The sequence below is a fragment of the Bifidobacterium canis genome, assembly GCF_009727065.1.
GTDB classification, from domain to species: domain Bacteria; phylum Actinomycetota; class Actinomycetes; order Actinomycetales; family Bifidobacteriaceae; genus Bifidobacterium; species Bifidobacterium canis.
In genome coordinates this window covers 15404-41758 of sequence record NZ_WNLP01000005.1, presented here as the reverse complement: position 1 = coordinate 41758, position 26355 = coordinate 15404, and the positions used below count along the sequence as shown (strand labels likewise).

Annotated in this window: 18 protein-coding genes, 1 tRNA gene and 2 pseudogenes; 16 read left to right on the top strand and 5 right to left on the bottom strand. The window is 59.1% G+C overall.

What is annotated here, in order from left to right; translation table 11 throughout:
* Positions 1 to 6 precede the first annotated feature (6 nt).
* The 12 genes and pseudogenes from GSD1FS_RS09815 to GSD1FS_RS05515 all read left to right on the top strand — a co-directional run bounded on the left by GSD1FS_RS09815 (position 7) and on the right by GSD1FS_RS05515 (position 15295).
* Complete coding sequence (locus GSD1FS_RS09815; RefSeq protein WP_246165886.1) at positions 7 to 450, top strand: hypothetical protein; 444 nt, start codon at positions 7 to 9, stop codon at positions 448 to 450.
* Complete coding sequence (locus GSD1FS_RS09810) at positions 390 to 719, top strand: GNAT family N-acetyltransferase (protein WP_246165885.1); 330 nt, start codon at positions 390 to 392, stop codon at positions 717 to 719. Before GSD1FS_RS09815 ends, GSD1FS_RS09810 begins: the two co-directional genes overlap by 61 nt.
* Positions 716 to 2118, top strand: a pseudogene (locus GSD1FS_RS10285) (MFS transporter). The gene GSD1FS_RS09810 and the pseudogene GSD1FS_RS10285 overlap by 4 nt, the downstream one beginning before the upstream one ends.
* 114 nt (positions 2119 to 2232) lie before the next feature.
* On the top strand, positions 2233 to 2994 hold the full coding sequence (gene dapB / locus GSD1FS_RS05555) for a 4-hydroxy-tetrahydrodipicolinate reductase (protein WP_155588759.1): 762 nt from the start codon (positions 2233 to 2235) through the stop codon (positions 2992 to 2994).
* A 108-nt stretch (positions 2995 to 3102) separates the two neighbouring features.
* Positions 3103 to 4014 carry a 4-hydroxy-tetrahydrodipicolinate synthase gene (gene dapA, locus GSD1FS_RS05550; RefSeq protein ID WP_155588758.1) on the top strand — a complete coding sequence of 304 codons (912 nt, stop codon included), beginning with the start codon at positions 3103 to 3105 and terminating at the stop codon, positions 4012 to 4014.
* Positions 4015 to 4121: 107 nt separating this feature from the next.
* Entirely contained in the window at positions 4122 to 6032 is a 1911-nt protein-coding gene (locus GSD1FS_RS05545; protein WP_155588757.1) for a ribonuclease J, read from the top strand.
* Between the two features lie 30 nt (positions 6033 to 6062).
* A complete protein-coding gene (pepN, locus tag GSD1FS_RS05540; protein WP_155588756.1) occupies positions 6063 to 8696 on the top strand; it encodes an aminopeptidase N in 2634 nt (877 codons plus the stop codon).
* Between the two features lie 311 nt (positions 8697 to 9007).
* Positions 9008 to 9775: a hypothetical protein gene (locus GSD1FS_RS05535; RefSeq protein ID WP_155588755.1), complete on the top strand. Its 768-nt coding sequence runs from the start codon at positions 9008 to 9010 to the stop codon at positions 9773 to 9775.
* 72 nt (positions 9776 to 9847) lie between these two features.
* Entirely contained in the window at positions 9848 to 11641 is a 1794-nt protein-coding gene (locus tag GSD1FS_RS05530; protein ID WP_155588754.1) for a transglutaminase domain-containing protein, read from the top strand.
* A gap of 121 nt (positions 11642 to 11762) precedes the next feature.
* Positions 11763 to 13126: pseudogene (gene glmM / locus GSD1FS_RS05525) on the top strand (phosphoglucosamine mutase).
* A 21-nt stretch (positions 13127 to 13147) separates the two neighbouring features.
* Complete coding sequence (locus GSD1FS_RS05520; RefSeq protein ID WP_155588753.1) at positions 13148 to 13795, top strand: peptide deformylase; 648 nt, start codon at positions 13148 to 13150, stop codon at positions 13793 to 13795.
* Between the two features lie 120 nt (positions 13796 to 13915).
* Positions 13916 to 15295, top strand: a complete 1380-nt coding sequence (locus GSD1FS_RS05515; RefSeq protein ID WP_155588752.1) for a DNA polymerase III — start codon at positions 13916 to 13918, stop codon at positions 15293 to 15295.
* 52 nt (positions 15296 to 15347) lie between these two features.
* On the opposite strand, the gene GSD1FS_RS05510 is transcribed toward GSD1FS_RS05515, so the two are convergent.
* The gene (locus tag GSD1FS_RS05510; RefSeq protein WP_343030215.1) at positions 15348 to 16895 is read right to left on the bottom strand and encodes a hypothetical protein; all 1548 of its coding nucleotides are present in this window, start codon (positions 16893 to 16895) and stop codon (positions 15348 to 15350) included.
* A 143-nt stretch (positions 16896 to 17038) separates the two neighbouring features.
* Between GSD1FS_RS05510 and GSD1FS_RS05505 the strand changes: the two genes are divergently transcribed.
* Together GSD1FS_RS05505 and GSD1FS_RS05500 are read left to right on the top strand one after the other, a co-directional pair.
* Positions 17039 to 17494 carry a very short patch repair endonuclease gene (locus GSD1FS_RS05505; protein WP_155588751.1) on the top strand — a complete coding sequence of 152 codons (456 nt, stop codon included), beginning with the start codon at positions 17039 to 17041 and terminating at the stop codon, positions 17492 to 17494.
* A gap of 115 nt (positions 17495 to 17609) precedes the next feature.
* Positions 17610 to 18845 carry an aminotransferase class I/II-fold pyridoxal phosphate-dependent enzyme gene (locus tag GSD1FS_RS05500; protein WP_155588750.1) on the top strand — a complete coding sequence of 412 codons (1236 nt, stop codon included), beginning with the start codon at positions 17610 to 17612 and terminating at the stop codon, positions 18843 to 18845.
* Positions 18846 to 19041: 196 nt separating this feature from the next.
* Here GSD1FS_RS05500 and GSD1FS_RS05495 read toward each other — a convergent pair whose 3' ends face one another.
* Both GSD1FS_RS05495 and GSD1FS_RS05490 read right to left on the bottom strand, forming a co-directional pair.
* Positions 19042 to 19773 (bottom strand): DUF4391 domain-containing protein, encoded by a 732-nt coding sequence (locus GSD1FS_RS05495; protein ID WP_155588749.1) that lies wholly within the window; start codon positions 19771 to 19773, stop codon positions 19042 to 19044.
* A 171-nt stretch (positions 19774 to 19944) separates the two neighbouring features.
* A tRNA-Arg gene (locus GSD1FS_RS05490) sits at positions 19945 to 20017 on the bottom strand.
* A 159-nt stretch (positions 20018 to 20176) separates the two neighbouring features.
* On the opposite strand from GSD1FS_RS05490, the gene GSD1FS_RS05485 reads away from it, so the two are divergent.
* Complete coding sequence (locus GSD1FS_RS05485; protein ID WP_155588748.1) at positions 20177 to 21199, top strand: endonuclease/exonuclease/phosphatase family protein; 1023 nt, start codon at positions 20177 to 20179, stop codon at positions 21197 to 21199.
* Positions 21200 to 21685: 486 nt separating this feature from the next.
* Here the strand turns inward: GSD1FS_RS05485 and GSD1FS_RS05480 are convergent, their stop codons facing one another.
* Together GSD1FS_RS05480 and xseA are read right to left on the bottom strand one after the other, a co-directional pair.
* Positions 21686 to 22045 carry an exodeoxyribonuclease VII small subunit gene (locus tag GSD1FS_RS05480; RefSeq protein WP_155588747.1) on the bottom strand — a complete coding sequence of 120 codons (360 nt, stop codon included), beginning with the start codon at positions 22043 to 22045 and terminating at the stop codon, positions 21686 to 21688.
* Positions 22046 to 22079: 34 nt separating this feature from the next.
* On the bottom strand, positions 22080 to 23408 hold the full coding sequence (gene xseA / locus GSD1FS_RS05475; RefSeq protein ID WP_155588746.1) for an exodeoxyribonuclease VII large subunit: 1329 nt from the start codon (positions 23406 to 23408) through the stop codon (positions 22080 to 22082).
* Positions 23409 to 23755: 347 nt separating this feature from the next.
* Between xseA and nrdD the strand changes: the two genes are divergently transcribed.
* Entirely contained in the window at positions 23756 to 26170 is a 2415-nt protein-coding gene (gene nrdD, locus GSD1FS_RS05470; protein ID WP_155588745.1) for an anaerobic ribonucleoside-triphosphate reductase, read from the top strand.
* Positions 26171 to 26355: the final 185 nt, after the last annotated feature.

Here is a 26355-nt window from a genome sequence, read left to right as displayed (position 1 = left end):
TTACGAATGAATGATGCGCTCGGCACCACGCAAGCGTCGGCATCTCAACTCACGTTCCGTCAGGCCACGTTGAACGACCTGCCCGAGCTGTCTCGCGTGTTCAACGAGATCTGGCCGCAGGAAGAGCCGCTCAAGCACACGCCGATGGGCTTGGAGATGGCGAAATATTTGACGCTCGGCTACATGTCTCGCGCCACGTTCGCGAACATGGCGTTCACCGCGGATGGCACGTTCGCGGGCACGACGTTCGCGCGCGTCGAAGGCCAGCGCCTGCTGTTCCCCGAAGCCTCCGACATGGCTCGCGAAACCGCGCAGTTCATCAGCGAAGACCCGATGGGCAAACTCGCGTCGATTTCTACGACGGCCCGTTCCACGAGGGCGAACAGCAGATGGAACGAGACAGCGAGGTCGAGAGGAACACGCAGGCCGAACTGCTGCTCTACATGGTGAATCCCGCCACGCAGGGCATGGGCGTGGGCGGCAAACTGTGGAAGGCGCTCATGCACGAGCTGCGCAAGGAAGGCGTACACTCGTTCTTCCTGCACACCGACACGACCTGCGACTACATGTATTACGAATACCACGGACTCAAACGCGTGGCGGAACGCCTGCACGCCGATCACCCCGAAGACGACGATCAGATCTACCGTCTCAACTACGACATGTTCGTCTATCGAGGCGATGTGCCGGCTGCAGTGCAGGAGACGCCGGCCAAATGAGTCCGCAACCCTCCAACACCTCGGCTCGCACTCAGCAACCGAAGAAGAAGGGTGGCTCTCCGTACGCGCGCATGTTCCGTTTGCCGGGCGCGAAGGCATTCTGCGCGTCGGCTGCGCTCGCACGCCTGCCGATGTCGATGATGAGCCTGGGCATCGTGCTCGCGTTGAACCACCTCTACAACAATTGGACTATCGCCGGCGCGATGAGCGCCGCCTATATTTTCGCGGTAGCCGCCGTCACACCGTTCTATGCGAGGCTGTTCGACCGCTTCGGGCAATACCGCGTGGGTCGCGTGGCTCTGACGATCCAGGTGATCATCATGCTCGGATTCGCATTCGCGGCGTTGGCGCGCGTGCCGATTCCGCTGCTGTTCGTGCTCGCCGTGCTGATGGGTGCCACGCAGTTCTCGTTCGGCGCGCTCGTGCGCACTCGCTGGACGTATCTGCTCGAACGCACTGGCAACATGGATCTGCTCAACACGGCGTATGCGCTGGAGTCGGCCATCGACGAGATCGTGTTCATCTTCGGCCCGATTCTCGCCGCCACGCTCGCCACTTCGGTGCACCCGGTTTCGCAGCTGTTCGTGCCCACCGCGGCCTGCGCGATCGGTGGCACGATATTCTTCTCGCTCAAAAGCACGCAGCCGCCGGTGTTGCAGACCGTGCAAACCGTTGCGGTTGCCAGCGATGACGAAGACGTGCTGATGGCGCGCGACGGCTTCGCTCGCAATGAAGACGGTACGACGAAAGCCGGGCAGAAAGCCGGTGTCGAGCGCAAGCATCAGGGATTGGCGGATTCCGCACGCCCGCCAAGCAGCGCAATGTGTTGCTGTGCGCCGGCATTCTGCCGCTTATGCTTTCGTTCATCTGCTTCAACATGAGCTTCACGACCTTCGACGTGTCGATGACCGCCGCGATGGAAGCCGATCATCTCGACAAGTTCCTCGGCCTGCAGCTGGCGATGATCGCGATCGGCTCGTGCATCGGCGCGCTGTATTTCGGCTCCCGCCAGCATCGCGGCTCGCATTGGCGCCGCATGTTGATCTGCCTGAGCATTCTCGTCGTCGGCTTCGCTCTGATGCGCGTGACGATGGACTGGTATTTCGTGCTCGGTGCCGTCGAATTGCTCGCCGGCTTGGTCGTTTCGCCGCTGTTCGCCACCGGCAACCTGATCGTGCGCGAAGTCGTGCCCGAACACCAGCTGACCGAAGGATTGTCGTGGCTCACCACCGCCGGTCAGATCGGCGCCGCGCTCGGCTCGCTGCTCGGCGGCATGGTGATCGACCACATCGACGCGCACGCCGGCGTGATGACCACGTGGATGTACACGCTCGCCGCGATACCGTTCGCCATCCTCGGCTGGTATATCGTCTCCCGCAAGAACCCCTCCGCCAACTGAGCTCGCTGCATATTTACACAACATCGGCGGATCGGAAACTAGACTGGGCGTCGGAATAGTATTCCCGCGCAGCCGGTTGAGCTGACGGAGTGTAGTAGTTCGAGGAGGATGCATATGATTCGAGTTTCGGTGGTCGGCGCAAAGGGACGCATGGGCTCGCACGTGGTCAAGGCTGTGGAAGACGCCGAAGACACGCAGTTGGCGCTCGCGTTGGATGCCGGCGACGATCTGACGCAGATCACGCCGGAGAACACCGATGTCGTGGTTGAGTTCACCGTGCCCGCGGTGAGTCTGAACAATGTGCTGACGCTCATCAAGCAGGGCGTCAACGTGGTGGTGGGCACCACCGGCTGGACCGATGAGAAGCTCGACCAGGTGCGCAAGGCGCTTATCGAGGTTCGCGAAACGCACGGCCGCGAGCAGAGCGTGTTCATCGCGCCGAACTTCGCGATTTCCGCGGTGCTCGCCGACGTGTTCGCGCGTATCGCCGCCCCGTACTTCGAATCCGCCGAAGTGATCGAATTGCATCACCCCGACAAGGTGGACGCTCCGAGCGGCACCGCCATCCACACCGCGCACGCGATCGGCGAGGCGCGCGCGGCTGCTGGCATGGAAGCGATGCCGGATAACACGCAGACTGACGGTGGCTCACGCGGTCAGGTGATCGACGGTGTGCACGTGCACGCCGTGCGTCTGCGCGGATTGAACGCCCACGAAGAAGTGCTGCTGGGCAATGCAGGCGAACAGTTGGTGATTCGCGCCGACAGCTTCGACCGCGTTTCTTTCATGCCCGGCGTGCTGCTCGCCGTGCGCAAGATCGCCTCGCACGCATACCCCGGACTGACCGTGGGACTCGACAACTTCCTCGCGCTCTGATCTGCGAAAGCGCGCGCTTTGCGACCAATATAACTATTGGTCGCAAAGTTATGGCGCAGTGCAAGACATGCGCAATATGCGTCCGAACTAGCAAGTACCGTTGCAATTATGAGTGACGGTACAATGCATCTTCTTGATCCGGCCCCATTCGGCCGCGTGTTGCCAGCAATGATCACGCCGATGAAAGAAAACGGCGATGTGGATTTCGACATGGCTCAGAAAGTGGCCAAGCAACTCGTTGCCGACGGTGCTGATGGACTTGTGGTCAACGGCACCACGGGTGAATCGCCGACCACGCATATGGACGAGAAGGTCGATCTCGTCAAGGCCGTTCGCGAAGTAGTAGATGTGCCGATCATCTCCGGCGCCGGCTCGAACGACACCGCGCACACCGTGCGCATGGTCGAGCAGACGCAGGAGGCCGGCGCCGACGCGGTGCTGGTTGTGTGCCCGTATTATTCCCGCCCGTCGCAGGAAGGCATTTTCTGCCATTATCAGGCGGTGAACGAGTCGGCGAGCAAACCGATTATTATCTACGACGTGCCAGGACGCACCGGCGTGCACATCAAACTCGACACCTACGTGCACTTGGCTGAACTCGACCATGTGACGGCCGTCAAAGACGCCACCGGCGACATCGCCGGAGCTGTGCGCAAGCGCATGGAAACCGGATTGACCTGGTATTCGGGCGACGACGCGTTGTTCCTGCCGTTCCTGTCGATCGGCGCGGTCGGAGTCATCTCGGTGGTCGCGCATGCGGCCGCGGCGCCGATGCGTGAACTCGCCGAAGCGTTCGACTGCGGCGACGTCGCCAAAGCACAGGCGCTCGCCAACCGCATCGCACCGGCGATCGAAGCGATGAACGGCACAGGCTTCCAAGCGGTGATGGCCAAAGCCGCGATGAAGGTTCGCGGCGTCATGGAATGCACGAAGATGCGTTTGCCGAACGTAGGGCCGAACAGCGAACAACTGGACGTTGTTCGCGATGGTCTGCGCGCCGCGGGGCTTCTCCCCGAATAAGCGTGAACACCGCTGGCAGGCCGACTCCGAACGGGGTGGCCTGCCGCTCTTATTTTCCTCGCCGCATGCAAAGGCAGCGGCACCAACAAATGCGAAGAGAAAGTAGCATGGCAACAACAGAAGAAACGAAAACAACAGGCCGAAAACGCGCCGCAAAAGGCGCGAAGGCTTCGGCCGCCTCGAAACGCAAGTCAACGAAAACGGCGAAAGCCACGCGTGGCAAGTCCACGAGGTCCACGCGCACGTCAAGCCGCGTGAAGAAATCGATCAACGTGAACAAGCCGCTCGCCACGAGCGACACCCAGGACTCCACTCGCGTGGCTCCGCCGAAATACCGCAAGGGTTCGATGCGCATCGTGCCATTGGGCGGTCTCGGTGAAATCGGTCGCAACATGAACGTGATCGAATACAACGGTCACATTCTGCTCATCGACTGCGGCGTGCTCTTCCCTGAAGAGGAGCAGCCGGGCGTCGACTTGATTTTGCCCGATTTCAACTACATCAAAGACCGTCTCGACAAGGTTGACGCGCTCGTGCTCACGCACGGCCACGAAGACCACATCGGCGGCGTGCCATACCTGCTCAAGATGCGCCCCGACATTCCACTGATCGGTTCGAAGCTCACGCTCGGCTTCGTGGAAGCCAAGTGCAAGGAGCACCACATCGACCCGGTGATGACGCACGTGGAAGGCCGCGACAAGCTCAAGGTCGGCCCGTTCAACCTCGAATTCGTGTCGGTGACCCATTCGATTCCAGACGCGCTCGCCGTGTGCGTACGCACGCCAGCCGGCTCGCTCATCGACACCGGCGACATCAAGCTCGACCAGCTGCCGCTCGACCACCGCATCACCGATCTGGTGGAGTTCGGCAAGCTTGGCGAACAGGGCATCGACCTGCTGATGATGGATTCCACGAACGCCGAGGTGCCCGGCTTCGTGAAGCCGGAAACCTCGATCGGCCCGGTGCTCGACCAGGTGTTCGCCACGGCGACGCGCAAGATCATCGTCGCCAGCTTCTCCAGCCACGTGCACCGCGTGCAGCAGGTGGTCGACGCCGCGCACAAGTACGGCCGCAAGGTCGTGTTCGTCGGTCGTTCGATGGTGCGCAACATGGCGATCGCCGCCGACTTGGGCTACCTGCACCTGCCTGAAGACACGGTGATCGACGTCAAGGAAGCCAAGGATTACCCCGATAACAAGCTCGTGTATATGTGCACGGGTTCGCAGGGCGAGCCGATGGCCGCGCTCGGCCGCATCGCAGACGGCAACCACCGCGACATCACGATCAACGAGTTCGACACGGTCATTCTCGCCAGCTCGCTGATCCCTGGCAACGAGCACGGCGTCTACAAGGTGATCAACAAGCTCGTGCAGCTCGGTGCGCGCGTCGTCAACCGCGACAACGCCGCCGTGCACGTCTCCGGTCACTGCAACGAGGGCGAACTGCTCTACATGTATAACATCGTCAAGCCGAAGAACGCGATGCCGATCCACGGCGAGAACCGTCACCTGGTGGCCAACGGCTTGATCGCGGTGAAGACGGGCATCGAACCGGAGAACGTGGTGCTTGCCGAAGACGGCGACGTGATCGACCTCTACCACGGCAAGGCCGCGATCGTCGGTTCCGTTCCATGCGGCTACATCTACGTGGACGGCGATTCGGTCGGCGAGCTGACCGACGAGGAACTCGAGAAGCGTCGTATTCTCGGCTCCGAAGGCTTCGTCTCGTGCTTCGCCGTCGTCGACACCGACGCCGCCGAAGTGATCTCCGGCCCGAAGATCTACCTGAACGCGGTCGCCGAAGACGAAAGCGAGTTCGAGAAGGTGCGTCACCAGATCGTCGAGCAGTTGCGCGACGCGATGATGACGGGCACGAAAGACACGCATAAGCTCCAGCAGATCATGCGTCGCACGCTGGGCAGCTGGGTGTCGCGCGAACTCAAGCGCAAGCCCATGATCGTGCCGGTCGTAGCCGACATCGCCGCCGACATGAACAATCTCGAACAGTCGGCGAAATAATACGAATACAAACAGACAGAAGGAGTTGCCATGCCGGGAGCAAATCTGACCCGTGTGGAAGCGCAGGAGCGCAAAGCAGTCATCGACGCACCGATCGAATACGTCGTCGATCTTGATCTGACGCAAGGACCGACCACCTTCATCTCCACGTCAACGATCCGCTTCGACTCGCACGCCGGCGAAAGCTCGTTCCTCGACCTGATCGCCGACCGCGTGCTCGAAGTCACCGTGAACGGCGAAAGCGTCGACCCGAGCGAAGTCTACGACGACGATCGCATCGACCTGAACAATCTCAAGGAGCACAACGAGGTCACGGTCAAGGCGCTGTGCCGCTATTCGACCACCGGCGAGGGCCTGCACCGCAGCGTCGACCCCTCCGACGGCAACGTGTATCTCTACTCGCAGTTCGAAGTGCCGGACGCGCGCCGAGTCTACGCCGTGTTCGACCAGCCCGACTTGAAGGCGACGTTCACATTCAACGTCAAGGCCGCGCAGTCGTGGACCGTGCTGTCGAACATGCCGGTCGAGGCGACCGAAGACCTCACCGACCTGACCGCAGACGGCACGCTCGCCGATAAGCCGGCGGAAAGCACGAAACTGTGGCACTTCGCCACGACGCCGACGATGAGCTCCTACCTGACCGCGATCTGCGCAGGCCCATACGCCGGCTGGCACACGACCTACGAGAACGAAGACGGCCGCACGGTGCCGATGGCGCAATACTGCCGCCAGGCACTCAAAGACGCGTTCGCCAAAGACGTCGACTACCTGTTCGACATCACGAAGAAAGGCTTCGCGTTCTACGCGAAGACGTGGGGCGTGCCGTACCCGTACGCGAAGTACGACCAGATCTACGTGCCCGAATACAACGCCGGCGCGATGGAGAACATCGGCATGGTCACGATCCGCGACTCCTATGTGTTCGAGTCGAAGGTGACCGACGCGCTCGCCGAACGACGCGTGGTGACGGTGCTGCACGAGCTCGCGCACATGTGGTTCGGTGACTATGTGACGATGAAGTGGTGGAACGACCTGTGGCTCAACGAGTCGTTCGCCGAGTTCACGTCGACGCTCGCCACCGCCGAGGCGACCGATTGGAAGGACGCCTGGGCGACGTTCTGCTCCGGCGAGAAGAGCTGGGCGCTGGCTCAAGACCAGTTGAGCACGACGCATCCGATCGTCGCGCCGATCAACGACCTCAACGACACCTATGTGAACTTCGACGGCATCACCTACGCGAAGGGCGCTTCCGTGCTGAAGCAGCTCGTCGCCTACGTGGGTCGCGACAAGTTCTTCGAGGGCATCAACCACTACCTGAACCGCCACGCATACTCGAACGCGACGCTCGACGATCTGCTCGCCGAACTCGAGCAGACCTCCGGCCGCGACTTGAAGACGTGGAGCAAGAAGTGGCTCGAAGAGGCTGGCATCAACACGATCACCACGCAGGTTGACGTGGCTGAAGACGGCACGATCTCCTCGCTCACGCTCGACCAGACCGCGCCGAACGAGCACCCGGTGCTGCGCCCGCACCGCTTGGCGGTCGGCTTCTACAACGAAGATGCGAACACCGGCAAGATCGTGCGCACCGACCGCATCGAACTCGACGTGGACGGCGAGCACACCGCCGTCACCGAGGCGGCAGGCAAGGCAATGCCGGCGCTGCTGCTCGCCAACGACGATGATTTGACCTACACGAAGCTGCGTTTCGACGACGCGAGTCTGGCGTTCGCGATGGCGAATCTCTATCGTTTCGACGACGCGCTGACCCGCGCGGTGATCTGGCTGTCGCTGTGGGACATGACTCGTGACGGCGAACTCGCCGCCACCGACTTCATCGACACGACGCTGAAGATGCTCGCCACCGAAACCGAGTCGACGACGTTCCGTTACGCGCTCGCCATGCTCTCGAACACCGTGTGGCACTACACCGACCCGGCGCGCCGCACCGAAATCGCCAAGCACGTGGCAGGCGAACTGCTCACGCTCGCAAAGCAGGCGAAGGCGGGCTCCGACGAACAGTTCCAGCTGGTGAGCGCCTACCTCACCTACGGTGTTGAGGGTGACTCCGAGTTCGCAGACAATGTGCGCGCACTGCTCAGCGGCTCGCTCGTGTTCGAAGGCTTGGAGCTCGACAACAACTTCCGCTGGTCGATCATGCACGCGCTTGCCTCGGTGAACGCGATCGAGCAGGCTGACATCGACGCCGAACTCAAGCGTCGCGACACGACCGAGAATCGCGAGTTCGCAGTTGGCACGCGCGCTTCGCTGCACAGCAAGGAGGCGAAGGATTGGGCGTTCGATCAGGCTCTGCACAACGACGATCTGACGAACAGCCAGCTCGAAGAGGTGGCTCGCGGCTTCTCGTCGACGCGTGACAGCGCACTGGCGGACCAGTACGTCGACCAGTATTTCGAGGCTGTGGACTGGATCTGGAAGAACAAGACCTTCCACATGTCTGAGACGCTTATCGGCGACCTCTACCCGGTGTACGCGGATCCGGCCAAGCTCGTCGAGGCCGGCGACAAGTGGCTCGCCGAGCACAAGGACGCCGACAATGCGTTGCAGCGCATGGTGAAGGCGAACGTCGAATCGTCGCACCGCGCACGCATGGTGCGCGACTTCAACGCGGCGCTCGACGCCGAAGTGCAAGACGCGCAGTAACACACTGATATTTCGTCACTGAGCAAGCACGGCGTGGGGGTTCGGCAATCAGCTGATTGCCGAACCCCCACGCCGTTGTTATTTCTGTAGTAGTTCCATTGGCATTACGGTCTATTGAGATATTCCTAATTAGACATAAATAATATATCTGTCTATATTATTCGGTCTGCATCGCTATGCGCGAGAATGAAAGTCTATGCAACAAAGATAGACAATACTGTGCTATATGTCGCAGAAAAGATACTTCGTATCATTGTAGATTTGCTAAATCTTACGATGCGACGCAAGGAGAGACAGAGCAAGGAACATCAATGACGCAACCATCTACGCCACATGACCCCAATACGCCGTCGGCATCACATCAGCAATCTCAGCCGCAGCAATCCCAACCGATATATCAGCAATCAGCGCAACTACAGCAGCCGATTTCGCAGCCGTTGCCTCCGGCCGGATGGTACAGGCATCCGCAAACCGGGGCAATGGGGTATTGGGATGGTCGTCAGTGGGCGGCTCCTCCGGCGTCTCCGGCTTCTTCCATGCAGCAGCCTCAGCCAATGGGCATGTATGCTACTGCCGGCACTCCGCGTAACGGTGCGGTGAAGCCGAAGCGTGTGCGCAAGAAATCGCGGGCGGGCATGGCGGTACAAGCAGCAGTGCATCGCGTGCCGAAGAAGCTCGTCGTGATCATCGCGGCAGTGCTGGCAGTGGTGTTGGCAGGCGGCGGCGCATGGTACTGGTTCGCGCGCAAAGCCGACAACGACAAGGGCATTTATGGGGACTTCCACTACCCGAGCGTGCTGATGACGGGCGAATATGATGTGCAGGCGCCGCGGTTCAATCTGGATTGGTGGACGTGTTTCCCGGTTCCGGAGGGATCGAACAGAGACAACGTGCATGAAGCCGGACGTGTGTTCATTGATGCCGCATTGACCAACGAATACCCGACTGTGTATAACGATGACACCAGAGGCGGCGCCGGTCTATACGCGGATGCGAGCAGACCCACCGATGACCTCACGCTGAAGAGTCAGATCTATTTCCATAATCCAGATATGACGCTGGAATACGACGGTTCTTGAAACCGCCCCGACGAGGAGCATTATGAGCTTTATCGCTTCTTCGGGAGCGGCGGCTACTACCACGTGCAATACGTGGATAAGCACAACAAGAAACTCGACAAACCCAAGGTCACCTATTTCACGGTCAAGGACGATGTGTCGCTGCCCGCAGCCACCGGAATATCCGCCAAAATTGACGACAAGGGATTCCTGCACGTGTCGTGGAACCCGGTTCAAGGGGCGTCATCGTACCAAGTGTTTTTGCAGGCTCGCGACCTTTCCGAAAAAGGTGACGGAGACACATATGTGACCACCATGCGTATAACGAAGGAGACGAAAGCCGATTTCACCGAAGCCGAAAGTTCCGCGGACGAGGAAAGCACGTTCTACCAAAACAAGATGTTCCGCAGCGGAATATTGGTGGATTCGTCGGTCAACGCAGAAAACGTCTACAACAATCGACTGCGAGCCAAGGGTGGAGATCAGAGCATAACCGAAGACATGGTTGCGGACTATGTTGCCGACAGGAATACGGTCAAAGACGTTTCCATCATCGTTCGTGCCGTCAAGGAAGCCTCGGGAGATAAGAAAGCCGAGTATGCGCCCCTGGCATATCTGAACATCAATAGTTTGCTGTCGCAGATCCCGGTCGCGTCGTTCACTCCCGAGAGCGGATATTCCAAGACGACTCCAATGAGCCACGATACGGTGAAGGAACACCTGACCAAATACGTGAGCATGGCGGATGGAAGCCTGACGCAGGGCCTCAAGGTCTTAGACTTCAGCAAAGCCCAAGCATACGGAAACCCTGACACTCAGGTCATAACGTTCTGGGAGGTGCCATATACGGTGAAAGGCACCATTCTCAGCGGCGTGGTCGGTTTCAGGCACGCCGAATGGAGCAGCCTTGAAGATGCCCAAAAGTCGGTGGATCAAGCCACCGCCCAAGTGGTGGCTTCATGGCCCAAGACGAGTGATCTGACGCCATACACTCCTGACAAGAACGTGGACTGGCATGAGGTGACGAAGAACAACACGGTGGCTACCAGTATGCCAGACATCGACAAGGAACTTCCCGGCATCAAGGTCAGTGGATCCAACGAGTTAGTGAAATACATAGCTGCCAACCTGCTGGTGGGTCACCGAGTGATGGACGTGTCGGCATACGTGAACGTCAACGAGGCTGACACGCTTGTTCAAGATGCATACCGGGAGGCAGTGTTCCAGAATCCTCTGCTCTGCGGTTCCCAGACATCGCCGGATATTCACGTGGATGGCAGCAAAGTGCTGCTAGGTGTGCAATATAATTCAATCGTCGACGAACTGAAGACCGTCGATGCGTTCAAGAAAACCCGTGATGGGGTGATGGATCTGGTGCATCGTTACCAGAAGAGTGCTCCATCGAATCCGGCTGATCAAGTGAAGTATTACCACGATGCGCTCGCCAATCTGGTGGATTACGATTACGATGCGAAGGAATCCGGCAGGTATATAGGACAGGCGGTGGATTCGAGTGTTCTGGTGCTGCTGTCCGCCGATGGGAAAGCCGATATGGGCAATAAGACGGTATGCGCCGGGTATGCGCAGGCGTACCAACTGCTGCTGCAGCAAGCGGGCATCGATTCATGGTACGTGGTAGGGCTCATAGGCGATACCACTGGCGACAGTGGTAGTACGAGATCGCACGCATGGAACCTGGTGAATGTGGGGAACGGCTATAAGGTCGTAGACGTCACATGGGATGACCCAGAGGGTGAGGCGCCGGAAACCGACTATCTGATGGCCGATGTCAATGGCTCCGGTGAAGTGGGCCGGCGCGTCTATGAAGATCACTACCTGCCAGCAGGCAAGCTGAAGACGATGGTGCCGGAGAGCAGAATAAGCTGATTGGCTGGTCTGATGCCGCGAAGCGAGTGCGTTTCGCGGCATCCGTTCTGCGAAGAAACACGTTGTGGCGTAGACTGAAACAGTTGAAAGTTATCGCTTGTATTGGTGAATAGAGGGTACTATGCCACGTATGTTTGGAACCGATGGCGTTCGCGGTCTGGCGAATCGAGATCTGACAGCCCAGCTTGCATTGGATCTGGGAGATGCGGCCGTACGCGTTCTGGGAGACGATGAGGGGCATGAATCGAGCCGTCGCCGTGCGCTTATCGGTCGCGATACGCGTGTTTCCGGCGATTTTCTGTCGCACGCACTGGCAGCCGGCATGAGCGCAGGCGGTTTCGACGTGATCGACGCCGGCATCATTCCGACTCCTGGCGTGGCGTTCCTGACGAGCGTGCTCAACGTCGAGATGGGTGCGGTGATCTCCGCTTCGCACAACCCGATGCCCGACAACGGCATCAAGTTCTTCGCGCGCGGCGGCTTCAAGTTGCCAGACACTAAGGAAGACGAGATCGAGGCGGTGCTCGGTCAGGATTGGGAGCGCCCAACCGGTGCAGGCGTCGGCCGCATCAGCCACGACACCACCACCGCCACGAACCTGTATATTGACCATCTGGTCGCTGCGATCGCCCCGAGGGCACCGAACAGCCGTTGAAGGGACTCAAAGTGGTGGCCGACTGCGCGAACGGTGCGACGTCGGTGGTTGCCCCTGAAGCGTTGCGTCGCGCTGGCGCTGACGTGATCGTCATCAACGCGAGCCCGGATGGCTACAACATCAACAAGAACGCCGGTTCCACGCATCCTGAGCAGATGCAGGCGATGGTCAAGGCGTCGAACGCCGACCTCGGTGTGGCTTTCGACGGTGACGCGGACCGTTGCCTTGCCGCTGATGCCGATGGCACGATGGTCAACGGCGATCAGATCATGGGCATTCTCGCCCGTGCGAAGAAGCGTGAAGGAAAGCTCAACCACAATACGCTCGTCGTCACTGTCATGAGCAACCTCGGGTTGAAGCTCGCGCTTAAAGACATGGGCATCACTACCGTGCAGACGAACGTCGGAGACCGTTACGTGCTCGAAGAGATGCTGCGTGGAGACTACAGCCTGGGTGGTGAACAGTCCGGCCACGTGATCAACCGCGAATTCGCGACGACCGGCGATGGCACGCTCACCGCACTCACGTTGTGCAATGAGGTCGTCAAATCCGGCCGCACGCTCAAGGAGCTGGCTGCCGACTTCCCGCAGTTGCCACAGCAACTCATCAACGTTCCGAATGTCAACAAAATGGCGGCGAAAACCAACAAGGTGGTGCTCGACGCCGTGGCCCGCGAAGAGGAGCTGCTCGGCGACACCGGCCGCGTGCTGCTGCGCCCATCCGGCACCGAGCCGCTCGTGCGCGTGATGGCGGAGGCCGCCACACAGGAGCAGGCTGACGAAGTGACCGCACGACTTGCGAAGATCGTCGCCGACGAACTCGCACTGTAATCGGAAAGGCGAATACCCTTCATGTTTGGAAAGAACAGCCGCATCGACGTTGAGCTCAACGCCGATGTCGAACGACTCCTTAAAACCGCGCAAGACGGCGTGCTGCCGATCGTCGAAGCGGGTGAACCGGTGTTGCGCGCGAAATGCGTGGCCTACGACGGGCAGCTCAGCAAGCGCACACTGCACAAGCTCATCGAAACGATGCGCAAAACGATGCTCGAAGCGCCGGGCGTCGGTTTGGCGGGGCCGCAGATCGGTTTGAATCTGGCGATCGCCGTCGTCGAAGATCACGCCGATGGCGACGATGATCCGCGTGAAATCGCGGAATTCCCGTTCCATGCGATCATCAATCCGGTCTATAAGCCGGCGAGCGAGCAGACCGCATCGTTCTATGAGGGGTGCCTGAGTTTCGACGGGTATCAAGCGGTGCGCAAACGCTACCTTGATATCATCGCCCACTGGCACGATGAGAACGGCAACCAGCACGAGGAGCGTCTGCACGGGTGGCCGGCGCGCATCTTCCAGCACGAAACCGACCATCTGAGCGGTGAACTCTACATCGACAAGGCGGAGATCCGCTCGCTCACCACCGTCGAAAATCTCGAGGACTTCTGGTGCGAAGATCCAGTGCCCACCGAGGCGGCGAAAGAGCTCGGGTTCGAGCTGTAATAATTCGCGGATTTCAATAATTTACACAAGTCATCCACAACGGTGCATATACTCGCGAAGTTATCCACAGCAGTATGTGCACCGTTGCTGTTTGCGTAGACGCTGACCTACGATGGAGGAATGACTACGGAGCTGACTTGGCTGGCAGACAGCCTGCAAGACACCGGGCAATGGGCTGCGGTGATGGCGCATGACGCCGATGGCAAGCCCATCGACTGGGATTGGGTGCGTGCGCTGAACCTCGCCGGGGGAGTGGGTGCAGGCGCGGGGCTCGACCTGCTGCACGACAACGTGGACGTGCACGAACTGCTGGCGCGCGACTACGCAATACGCGACCGCATCGAAGCGATGCTCGCCGATATGACAAGCGTGTTCATGGGCGACTTCGACAGGAACATCAGCTCATTTCGTTTGGCACGCGCGCTCGCCTATGCGAATCGCAGATTGAACGACGAGATCGCGCTGCTGATCGAGCGCGGCGTGCGAGACCACTTGTGGACGGTGGAACGACGATTCGATCACGGAACTGCCGTCGTTGTGCTGCACGGCATCGAAGACGAGCATGCGCGCGACATTGAAGATCGCAGCGCGCAGCTCTCACAGGAGCGTTCGCAACGGCGCAAACAGTTGATGCGCCAGCGTTCGAGCGGCTCACAGATGATGCAGCAGGCGAGTTTGTCGGCGTTCAGCGACGACTCCGTGCTGGCTGAGAAACCCGATGTGAAACAAGTTGTGAAACCTGCGCGTTCGAAGTCCTCGCATGATTGGCGTGAGGCATACTTGCCGGGGCGCGACGTGGACGAAGTGCTCGGCATCGACATCGAGACCACCGGCACGAACGCTTGGCGAGACTATATTCTCGACGTCGGATTCGAACGTATGAACATGAGTTCCCCGCAGCCGCAGGATGCGCAGGTCAACAACATCTACGCGGAAGCCGACTATGCCGCAGACGGAGCCTATGACCAGTCGCGCCTCTCGTTCGGCGTGCCTGCGCGCGCAGCTGTGCTGGGCAATCCCTTTATTCTGCAACTGACAGGAATCGACGTATCGAAGCGCGCGAACGAGCCGCTGTTCGATGAGTGGGGCGTGATGCAAAGCGCATTGCTGGCGAGACTCGTCAAGCAACCATACGTCGCCCACAACGCCACATTCGAGCACAAGTATTTCATGGCGAACGTCGCTGGGTACGCGGAAGCCTACCGCGACGGCAACATCACGATAATCGACACGTTGCCGATGAGCCGGTTCTGGGACGAGGAGTCGGTGGCGAGCGAGCAGCATCCATACGGCGACAACACGTTGGATGCCTACGCGAAACGGCAGGGTGCGTTAAACCCAAGCAGCCATGAACGGCATCTCGGCTTGGAGGATTCGCATATCATGCTCGTCGCCATGCGCAACCATCTGCATTGGTTGCGCGAACACAACGAAGGCCCGTGGGGTGCCGCCGGCCGTTCGGGAGTGGGCGGCAAGCATGTGGGACGCCGCACGTTCTAGCTGATTTCTACGAGCCTTTCGACCAATATATATTGGTCGAAAAAGTGGTGGGCTACCAGAGGAGGAGCGCCAAGTCTTCCTTGGCTTCGGGGAAGTTCCGAACGTAGCGTTGCGCCTCATCCACCAAGTCTTCGGCGATCATCATCTGCTCGTAGATCATGTTGCGCGCGTAGCGGTCGTTGCCGTCCGCGTATTCGCGAACGATCTCGCGCACCTGCTCATCCCAATCATCCTCGCACAACGCGCGCAAGTTGGTCAGCGCACGAGTGTCAGACGGATCATATGCCTCGATTATGCGTTCGCGATACATGTGCTTGAGATCCTCGCGTCTGTCGAGTCCCTGCAACGCGATTTCGCGGATCGAATCCCACTGGTAGGGCACCAACGTTTCGGGAAACAGCATCATCAGCTGGTTCGGGTGATCATGCTCGATCGTGTTCGCCAACTCCAGCAGATCGTCGAACCGCTGCGTGCTAATGAGCCGCAACGCGAGCATGTCTGCGAACGGCTCCATATCGATATGCGCGCGCAGCAGCTCGTCAGCCTCGGCGTCTTCGTGACTGATGCGCGCCAGATCGTGCTGCAAGAACAGCACGGCCTGCTCGAACTGTTCGCGGGCGAGCTGGTGCAGATGCCGGTTGAATTCCACCGGATCAAGTGTCAGGTTCAGCGCGGAATCGGCTGGCAGCGTGCCGGAGAGCAGCATGTCGAGATTGTCGTCGGAATCGAACTCCTCAGCCATCATCTCTTCGAACTGTTCGTTGATGCGATCGAGTTCCTCATTGTTCGCGCTGTCCGCGTTGCTCATGCCGGCTGCACTGCCGTGCCCCCGCGCGGTATCCGGATCAGCGGGCATATCATAATGCTCGATCTCATCCATATTCGCGCGCATGTATGCCACGGCACGGTCGAGCGACTCGTATGCGAACACGCGCGTGTCATCGTAATATGCGAAACTCAACGCGCAGGCGAGCAATTCGACCATCTTCGTCGCGTTCAAATGGAAATACTTGCTGCAGGCGACGTCGGTGATGCGCCGCAATGCTTGCGCAGCGGTGTCTGGGTCGGCGTTGCGAGCCACCGAATCCATGTAGACCTGCACCTGCATGATCACGTCTTTGAGAAAATCGAGTCCCTCGTTGTCGCGATCCGCACAATTGTTGAGAAAATCAGCGGTTACTTCGAGCGCGCGTGCCAGATTATTCACTGCGTCGAGCCAATGATTACTCGCCACCGCGTTGCCCACCACACTGCTGACTCCGGCGAGAGCCTGCGAATCGATGCGGAACGTCGGCATCTCGCGAATCGGCATCTCAATGCCATCGCTCGTGCGCGTGGCACCGGGCACGACGGCGGCGAGCGAGTCGAAATACCATTGCATCGACAGCGTCATCACGCTTTCCGCTTCATTGGCCGGAGCCACCGGCGTGCTCAACCGCTGCGCGTCATCCTGACGGGAGCTTTCGCAGATGGAGGAGTCCCATAAAAACGTTGGCGCCTGCAGATCTTCGTTGTTCAGGCAACTCGAGTCGATGAAATCCTCAATGTCATACAACTCGTTGTAATACACCGGTTGGGTGTGGCGTTCGGATTTGCTCACGTTTCCTCCTTATGCCTGGCCCTTGAATCACATTGTTGTATCTTATTGTGTCGCGCGTGCGAAATCGTCCGCGAAACGGTATGCGCGCAGCGAATACTGCCCACTATGTGAGGAGGCGGGCGACGCGCTGGCGCGCGATCCGCATGAGCGATAATGAGGGCGTGACGAAAACGCAAGCGAAATATGCTCGTGGCACGCGTAGCTACACAATGTCGCGCATTCGGGGCAAAGACACGTCGATTGAGAAGATGGTGCGCAGCTACTTGTTCGCGCACGGCTTGCGTTTTCGCAAAAACGACAAGCGTTACCCCGGTCACCCCGATATCGTGCTGCCGAAATACCACACGATCGTGTTCGTCAACGGCTGCTTCTGGCACATGCACGAGAACTGCTCGCATCACTCGATGCCGAAGTCGAACGTGGAGTTTTGGCAAACCAAATTACTGCGCAACCGCGAACGCGACCGCCAGCAGCACGAGCAGCTGCGCGCCATGGGGTGGCACGTGATCGACGTGTGGGAGTGCGAGCTCGGCAAGAAGACGCGCGAAAGCACACTCGAGCATTTGCTCGCGCAGATTCTCGACACCCACGCGGACTGATTGGCATTGATGGGAGCGCGTTGAGAATCTGGATATTGAGTCGCAGCAATCGAACACAACGCATACGATGGAAACGCTGAACAATGGCAGCGGCAGGTAGGGGAAGTGGTGAATTATGACGGATAACAAGCAGAACACCAATCGCGCAGATACCACAGCGGTGAGCAAGCATCCGGCGTTCGCGAAACGTGCGGCGCTGGTCAAACCGTTCCAAGGCATGCGCATCAGCAATGAGGCGAGCCGCATGATCGCGCAGGGCGTCAATGTGATCAAACTGAGTCTGGGGCAACCGGATTTCGGCGCTCCGGAACCTGTGCGCCTGGCGATGCGTGACCTCTATGACGGCAGGCCGCTGCCATACTCCGCGTCACTGGGTTTGCGCGAACTGCGCGAGGCGATCAGCCGGTTCTACCGCACCGAGCATGGGCTTGACGTGGATCCGGAACGCATCGTGATCACAGAAGGCGGCTCGGCGGCGCTGCTACTGGCCACCGCACTCAGCGTGGACGAGGGGAGCGAAGTGATTCTCGCCGACCCCTCATACCCGTCGAATCGCGAACTTGTGCGCTCCTTCGGCGGCGTGGTCGTCGACGTGCCGACGAGTGCGGCCACACGCTTCCACTTGAACAAACAGTTGGTGGAAGAATATTGGAGCGAACGCACTCGCGCGGTGATGATCACTTCGCCGTCGAACCCGACCGGCACGACGATTCTGCCCGACACTCTCGCGGACGTGTGCGCATATGCGAAACAGCATGGCGCGTGGCGGATTGTGGACGAAACATATTTGGATTTGGCAGACGTGGAAGAAGACGGCTCGCGCGTGCAGTCGGTGCTCGCCGTCGACCCGGACGCGATCGTGTGCGGCAGTTTCTCGAAGTTCTTCGGCATGACGGGCTGGCGTTTGGGCTGGATGGTCGTGCCGGAGTTCGCGTTGAACGCCGTCGACAATTTGGCGACGAACTTCTTCCTCGGTGCGCACACGCCGTCGCAATACGCGGCGTTGGCATGCTTCACGCCCGAATCGTTGCGCATCTGCGAGGAGCGCCGTCAGGAATTATTGGAACGCCGCGCGTTCGTGGTGTCTGGACTCGCGAACATCGGCCTGCCGTTGGAAGTGGCTCCGAACGGCGCGTTCTACGCGTATTTCAATATCAGCTCCACCGGCTTGGATTCGCAGACGTTCTGCGAACGCGCCCTGCACGAGGCTCACGTGGCGCTGACCCCTGGCAGTGATTTCGGGCCTGCGACTGGTTCGACGCACGTGCGACTTTCCTACGCCGCATCGATGGCTGATCTCGAAGTCGGCTTGGCGCGCTTGGGTGATTTTATGAGCTCTCTGCGCGCGTGACCGCTCCGAATGCTGGTACGGCGGTATTCCGCTTACGAGGAGACATTAACGGTGTATTCGGCAAGTACAATCGCCGGAAAACGTTGAAATACCAACATCGTTATACGTGAATCTGCCCGATAATGTCTCCTCGTAAGCAGGATACTCAAAACGTAGTTGATCTCCCGTACCCATTCTTGGCACTCCGGAGTTGCCTTTAATCGTTCGAGCCCATCTGCTCGAGGGATTCAAGCTGCTGGCGTGCCTTGCGTAGCTTGGCGTGCGCCTCGTTGCGCTGATCCTGTGTTTTCGCGCGCTGATGCGCGGCCTCGAGTTTCGCGATCTGCGCGCGCAACACAGTGATCTCGCCGGCGCGCACAATACGCACGTCGAGATCCATGTAATCAGCGGTGCCGAAAATAACTTGCGAGCACAGGCAATCCCATAGTTCATCGGTTGTCGTGCCGCCAATCTCCAGTGTCGCCTCGCCTGCGGGAATCCAGTCGCTGCAGAATTGGAGGAACGTCGGCGCGTGACCGGCTCGCGCACTCATCGGCCGGCGAATCACGAAGCAAGATTCTTCACGCGTAGTTCCTTCAAATTCCGCGGTTCTCACGCACACGAATACGATGCCCGACTTGCGTTGCGCGTCGATGAGTTCGACGATATCGGCGGGAACATCATGCGTGCCGTCGGCAAGCCGTAGACCCATCACCAATATTTCAGGCACTCGCTTGCCAAGTGTGACGCCGGTGTTCGCGGGGCGCAGCAGTGCGAGCATCGTAATCGAATCGATTGCATGCGCCAAATGCTGCTTAGTTTTCGCGGAAAGCGGCGTGCGCGCGAACAGTCCTTTGGGCAGTGTGCCCTTCGCCTCGGGAATCGCGCAGGAACGGGGAAGCCCCAACGTCAGTGCGCTCACGGATCCGCAATGTGCCTCGCCAGTCATGTCTGCCCTTTCCACGCGGTTCGCCGGCAGTGAGTAAATAATTCGTAAGTATTTTCAACGCCGGTGTTTTCTGAGATTCTAGTTTTCTTAGACTCTAGCGCATGCGGCAGCGAGTTTGTTTCGTATCCTCGTTCCGTGGACTGCTCGGGCATGTATTCGGGCATTAAAAAGTGCCCCAGACGCGATTCGAACGCGCGACACCCGCTTTAGGAGAGCGGTGCTCTATCCACTGAGCTACCAGGGCAACAATTAGCTAGTATACAACAGATGTGGGCGGCGCAACACGGCGGCGCAGAATATTGCGCTGCCGCACGCCCCGCGGAAACCGCGCTGTGCCATGCTGCCGCTAGGCTGAGCACAGTATTTTGCCTACACTTGTGCGAGTGGGGCATAGAGGAGGAATATGGCAGTTGTACGCAAACACAGAGTCTTAGGAGCGTTCGCCGGAATTCTCACGCTCGCCTCGCTGCTCGCGTGCGTGGCGCGCCTGCTTCCAGTTGAATTGCAGACTCTGCCATATGTGTCTGTTGTGCTGGCGGCGATGCCATGGTTTGCGATCCTGTCGCTTATCGCACTGTTGCTGGCGATGCTTTCCAAGCGCTGGGTGACGGCGATCGTGGCAGGCGTGTGCATGGTGATTCAAGTGTGTTGGCAGCTGCCGTTCTACCACAATGGGCCAGCGCTGAGCAATGAGGCACTGTCTACGCAGTCGTTGCCCGACACCGATGCGAACGATGCGGTGGCGCGACTCATGACCTGCAATGTGTATAAAGGTCAGGCTGATCCCACGGCCATCGTGCGTGCCGTGCGCTCCAACCACGTCGAAGTGCTCGCGTTGCAGGAGACGACCGACGATTTCATCACGAAACTTGACGAGGCTGGGATCAAGCAGATCTTGCCATACTCCCAGATTTCTAGTGCAGATGGCACGTTCGGCAACGCGCTGTATTCAATGCTGCCGCTGGAAGACACTTCGAAAACAGATGTCGATTCGATCGCCTCGTTCATGCCCGGCGGCACGGTAGGGTTCGATAACGGCGAGATTCCAGTGCGTTTCATCTCCGTGCACACGCAGTCGCCCACGAACGGGCGGTTCAACAAGTGGAGTCAGTCGATCGCTGAGATCAAGCAGATCTACGATCACCCTGACACGAACTACATTCTTATGGGAGACTTCAACGCGACGTGGGATCACGCGGTGTTCCGTGACCTGCTTGGCACACGCTTCCAAGACGCGGCTGAAGAAAGCGGGCATGGACTCGTGTTCACCTGGCCCGCCGACCGCAAATACATGCCGGCATTCGCGGGCATCGACCACATCGTCACCAGCAAAGGCGTGACGGTGGGGCAGGTGAACGCGTTGACGATTCCGGGCTCAGACCACAAAGCGCTCCTCGCCACCGTCGACGTCTCCGCCCTCAAATAACGGAACGGTAGACTGGCTTGGCGGTGAAGTTGCTTTCTGCACTGGCATTTTCATGCACTAGCGCATCGGCACGCTTGCGGGAATAGTCTCTTCGTGTGACTGTGATCATCCCTCCTTCCTGTGCCGGTAATCGTCCGGCTCCATTCCGTTCCAATTTTTGGTTCGTTATGTCTAATACGTTATGTCTAATTGGAAAACGCGCGCCGTATTTGGAAAATACGCGCTCTAGTTGTAGAAAAATCCAGTTTTACGCCGAAAAAGTGACGTATTTTCCAAATATCACGCGTAATTTCCAATTAGAATGCCGTTTTCCAAGTTGCGCGCGTATTTTCCAATTAGACATAACGTACCAAGGGATACTGGGGGTAATGCTGATTATTGGTGTCACGTGTATACGGCATATAGTCGGCACAACGCAAGTGGCGAGGCCAGAAGGAAACTGACCTCGCCACTTACTATAGATTCAGTTGAGACTGTATGTGAACGTCACTGCTCGAGATTGGACTGCGTACCCGCAGTGTTCGCGGTCTGCGCTTGCGCCTGCTGCGCGGCGTCGAGTTTCGCACGAATGTCACCGAGCAGAGACTGCGCACGCTGGGCCAACGCCTCGCCGAGCTCCCACTGCTTCATCGAATCCTCGAGATTCAAGCCGCCGTTCTCCAATGCGCGCACCGCTTGGATGAGTTCGTCGCGCGCCTGCTCATATGGCAGGCTGGCGATGCGCTCGCGCTCCTCTTTGCTCAGGCTTGACGCAACCTGCGCCTGCGGCGCGTTCTCGTTGTTCTCATCGTTGGTGTTTGCCGTCGTTTCATCAACTTCGGTGATGTCGATATTTTCGTCTGCCATATCAATGTTCCTTTACAAAACGTTTCTGAATTACTTATTCGTTGTGCACGGCCTGCGCCTGCGCCACGACCTTGCCGCGTTTCAGCGTGAGGGTCAGTTCATCGCCGACATTCACCTGTGAAGCGGAGTCGACGATATCGCCGTTGGCGTTTTGCAGCACCGCATAGCCGCGATCGAGCGTGGACTGCGGGCTCAATGCGCGCAATGTAGCAGAGAGTCGTTCGATGCGCGACTGCTCTTCGTCGACAATGCGGGTGAGTCCAATGCGCATGGCACGCACGGCATCGTCGATGTCGCGTTCGTAAGCCAGCAGCATGGTTTGCGGTTGCGTGAGCGACGGGCGGTTCACATAGCCTTCGATAAGTCGTTCCTCATTGCCTACGCGGTTCGAGATGAACGTGCGCATGCGGTTGATGCCCTCGGCGATCAGCTGCTGTTGCTCGCGCACGTCCGGCACTACGCGCTTCGCCGCGTCGGTGGGGGTGGAGGCGCGTACGTCGGCGGCGAGGTCGATGAGCGTCCAATCGTCTTCGTGCCCGATTGCAGAGATGATCGGCGTTACGCAGGCAGCAGTTGCGCGCACCACGCCTTCGTCGGAGAATCCGAGCAGATCTTCGAAGCTGCCGCCGCCGCGCGCGACGATGATCACATCGACGTTGGGGTCGGCGTCAAGCTTTTCAATGGCCGCGATCACGCTCGGAGGGCATTTTTCACCTTGCACATACGCGTGCGCGATCGTGAAGCGGACGCCCGGCCAGCGCAGGTTCACGTTCATCACCACGTCACCTTCGGCGCGTGCGCCGGGGCCGCAGATCAGACCGATGTTCTTCGGAAACTCGGGCAGCGGCACTTTGTTCTCAGCGTCGAAGAGTCCTTCGCCTTTGAGCTTCATGCGCAGTTCGTTGATCTGCTCCTGCAGGTTGCCCGCGCCAACGCGTTTAATCATGTCTCCGCGTAAACTCAGGCGAGTCGCCTTCATCCACAGGTCGGCTTTGCCATGAATCACCACGCGGTCGCCCTGCTTGAACTCGCGTGCCATATTCGCGAATGCGCCGAAGCCGTTGACGCTCATCGCGATGTCTTGGTTGTTGTCTCGCAACGTCAAATACGCGGACGAGGCGCGGCGCGTGTTGATCTCGGTGATCTGCCCCTCAACCCACAGTGCGGGCCAACGTTCCACGGCGCTATGGAACTTCTGGCTCACCATGCTCACCGGCCACGGGTTCTCCGCCGTCGTGTCTGACGCCATGCGGGGGAGTTCGCGTGCGGCAGGCGCACCTGGAGAACCGGAGGAACTCGGTGTTCCACCGGCCTGCATGGGACCCTGCTGATATCCCGATTGGTAGCTGTTATTCCAAACCATGTGTCTAGATTCCATCAGTTCGCCGACATAGTAAAGCACCCCTGACGGCGTGTCGGGAGGTGCCGCCTTGAGAACTCGGCGATTCGCGCCGATTGACGGGTGTTTGATGATGGTCTGGACGTCTGCGCGAACGGCGAAAATAACTTTCAGTGATAAATCTCACAGCTTTTTCTTTTATGCGCCATTCCAACGAAAACACGAGATATAGGAGTTTGGCACGGCGTTTCGTACTAGATGTAGGGTGTGGTCTTGTCGTAAGCTCGTATGAGCAATGAGGTTGCAGACCGCTTCGGCGCGTGTGTGAACCTCGTCTATAGTACACAAGCGAAAGCGTTCTGGAGGTAGCAATGGAAGCTCAGGTTCTGGGTGACACACTGACTCAGCGTGTCACTGACGACGGCAGCGAAGTTCTCGGCGGCAAGGTGCTCGTCGAGAAGCGTGATGGTCGCATCGTTGACTTCGACCCGATCAACATTGTGGTCGCCGTGAAGTCCGCGTTCTCGGATCTCGACAAGGAGGTTGGCCCGCAGGAGGAGCGCATGATCCTCGACATCGCCAACCAGATCGAGGGCGAGATTCGCGAGCGTTACAACGGCCCTGCGAAGATCGAAGACATCCAGAATCTGGTTGAGCACGCGCTGATTGAAGATCATCTGTATGACGTGGCGCGCACATACACGAACTACCGCCTGAACAAAGACATTCAGCGTGCAAAGGCCACCGACATCAACGAGGCTGTGAGCCGCCTGGTAAACCGCGACGAGTCGCTGGTGCGCGAGAACGCGAACAAGGACTCCAACGTGTATGCCACGCAGCGCGATCTGCTCGCCGGCGCGGTTTCCAAGGCGTCCGCGTTCTCGATGCTGCCCGACGCCGTGTCGAACGCGCATATGAAGGGCGACATCCACTTCCACGACGCCGATTATTCGCCGTTCACCTCGATGAACAACTGCTCGCTGCCTGATTTTGGCGACATGCTGCGCCACGGCTTCGCGCTGGGCAACGCGATGATGGATTCGCCGAAGTCGATCGGCACCGCGTCGACGCAGATCACGCAGATCATCAAAGACATCGCCGGCGCCCAGTACGGCGGCCAGACGGTGAATCGCGCAGATGAAATGCTCGAGGAGTTCGCCAAGCGCGACTATGTGAAGAATCTCGACATGGCACACGCGATGATTCCAGATTCGACCCCTGTTGAAGTGGCGCGCGACATGGTGCGTGGCCTCAAGGAGCAGGAACCGCGTTGGCTCCACTTCGAGAACCGCGACCCGCTTCCGGCAGACGAGCCGTTCCACACCGATGTTCCTGAACTCGAGCAGCTGCGCGAGGTCTATTCGAAGATCATGACGCGCAAGGCCATCTACGACGCCATGCAGACGATGGAATATCAGATCAATTCGAACCGCGTCTCCAACGGCCAGACCCCGTTCGTCACCGTCGGCTTCGGCTTGGGCACCAGCTGGTTCGCCCGTGAGATCCAGCGTTCCATTCTGCTCAACCGCATCCGCGGTCTCGGCAAGGAACGCCACACGGCCATCTTCCCGAAGCTCGTGTTCACCATCAAGCATGGCGTGAACGCCGACCCGGGCGATCCGAACTACGACCTGAAGCAGCTGGCACTGGAGTGCGCCACCAAGCGCATGTACCCAGATGTGGTGTTCTACGAGAACATCGTCAAGATCACCGGTTCGTTCAAGGCCCCGATGGGTTGCCGTTCCTTCCTGCAGGGCTGGATCGACCCGAAGACCGGCAAGGATGTTGAAGACGGCCGCATGAACCTCGGCGTCGTCACAGTCAACATTCCGCGCATCGCCCTTGAATCGCACGGCGATGTCGATCGCTTCTGGAAGATCTTCGACGAGCGCATGGAAGTGGCTCACCAGGCACTGCAGTTCCGCATCATGCGCTGCAAGCAGGCCACGCCGGTGAACGCCCCGACGCTGTTCCGCTACGGCGCATTCGGCCGCTTGGAGCCGAACGAGAACGTCGACCAGCTGTTCCGTAACGAGCGCGCCACCGTGTCGCTCGGCTACATCGGCCTGTATGAGGCCACCAGCGTGTTCTACGGCAAGAACTGGATGCGCGACCACGGCTGGGATCCACAGGGCAAGGACTTCGCACTGAGCATCGTCAAGCGCATGAACGAGCTGTGCAAGGAATGGAGCAAGGCTGAAGGCTACCACTACTCCGTCTACTCCACGCCAGCCGAATCGCTGACCGACCGCTTCAACCGCATGGATCGCAAGAAGTTCGGCAAGGTCGAAGGCGTGACCGACCACGACTTCTACACCAACTCCTTCCACTACCCGGTGTGGCTGCAGCCGACTCCGATGGAGAAGCTCGACTACGAGAAGGACTTCCCGTATTACGCATCGGGCGGCTTCATCAACTACTGCGAGTTCCCGTGCCTGCAGGCCAACCCGAAGGCGCTCGAAGCCGTGTGGGATTACGCCTACAACATCGGCATCGGCTACCTCGGCACGAATACCCCGATCGACCACTGCTTCGTCTGCGGTTTCGAAGGCGACTTCGAACCGACCGAAGAGGGCTTCAAGTGCCCTGAGTGCGGCAATTCCGATCCCGACAAGTGCAACGTGACCAAGCGCACCTGCGGCTACCTCGGCAACCCGGTGCAGCGCCCGATGGTGCACGGCCGTCACGAGGAGATCGCCCACCGCGTCAAGCACATGGCTGGCGAAACCGGTCACGTGACGCTCAAAGACGGCGAGACCCGCGAATGGTTCGAAGAGACCAAGTGAGCTTGAGCTGAACTATCGCAAACATCGCAGAGGGCAGGCTTCGTGCCTGCCCTCCGTCGTGTTTGTCGGCATTTGTGCTAACGGGCTTTTGCGGTTTTGCCGTTTTAACTACAGCTTTTGACGTTTATACCCACATTTTGGCTATTGAACCGTATAAAACGTCAAATCTATCTGTGAAAACGTCA

Excerpts from the sequence above, each read along its gene's own strand:
- GSD1FS_RS09815 (WP_246165886.1), top strand. The coding sequence starts at position 7 with ATGAATGATGCGCTCGGCACCACGCAAGCGTCGGCATCTCAACTCACG.
- xseA (WP_155588746.1), bottom strand. The coding sequence starts at position 23,408 with ATGGTTTGGAATAACAGCTACCAATCGGGATATCAGCAGGGTCCCATG.
- GSD1FS_RS05545 (WP_155588757.1), top strand. The coding sequence starts at position 4,122 with ATGGCAACAACAGAAGAAACGAAAACAACAGGCCGAAAACGCGCCGCA.
- GSD1FS_RS05485 (WP_155588748.1), top strand. The coding sequence starts at position 20,177 with ATGGCAGTTGTACGCAAACACAGAGTCTTAGGAGCGTTCGCCGGAATT.
- GSD1FS_RS05495 (WP_155588749.1), bottom strand. The coding sequence starts at position 19,773 with ATGACTGGCGAGGCACATTGCGGATCCGTGAGCGCACTGACGTTGGGG.
- GSD1FS_RS05535 (WP_155588755.1), top strand. The coding sequence starts at position 9,008 with ATGACGCAACCATCTACGCCACATGACCCCAATACGCCGTCGGCATCA.
- GSD1FS_RS05505 (WP_155588751.1), top strand. The coding sequence starts at position 17,039 with ATGAGCGATAATGAGGGCGTGACGAAAACGCAAGCGAAATATGCTCGT.
- GSD1FS_RS05480 (WP_155588747.1), bottom strand. The coding sequence starts at position 22,045 with ATGGCAGACGAAAATATCGACATCACCGAAGTTGATGAAACGACGGCA.
- GSD1FS_RS05500 (WP_155588750.1), top strand. The coding sequence starts at position 17,610 with ATGACGGATAACAAGCAGAACACCAATCGCGCAGATACCACAGCGGTG.
- dapA (WP_155588758.1), top strand. The coding sequence starts at position 3,103 with ATGAGTGACGGTACAATGCATCTTCTTGATCCGGCCCCATTCGGCCGC.
- dapB (WP_155588759.1), top strand. The coding sequence starts at position 2,233 with ATGATTCGAGTTTCGGTGGTCGGCGCAAAGGGACGCATGGGCTCGCAC.
- GSD1FS_RS05520 (WP_155588753.1), top strand. The coding sequence starts at position 13,148 with ATGTTTGGAAAGAACAGCCGCATCGACGTTGAGCTCAACGCCGATGTC.
- pepN (WP_155588756.1), top strand. The coding sequence starts at position 6,063 with ATGCCGGGAGCAAATCTGACCCGTGTGGAAGCGCAGGAGCGCAAAGCA.
- GSD1FS_RS09810 (WP_246165885.1), top strand. The coding sequence starts at position 390 with ATGGAACGAGACAGCGAGGTCGAGAGGAACACGCAGGCCGAACTGCTG.
- GSD1FS_RS05515 (WP_155588752.1), top strand. The coding sequence starts at position 13,916 with ATGACTACGGAGCTGACTTGGCTGGCAGACAGCCTGCAAGACACCGGG.
- nrdD (WP_155588745.1), top strand. The coding sequence starts at position 23,756 with ATGGAAGCTCAGGTTCTGGGTGACACACTGACTCAGCGTGTCACTGAC.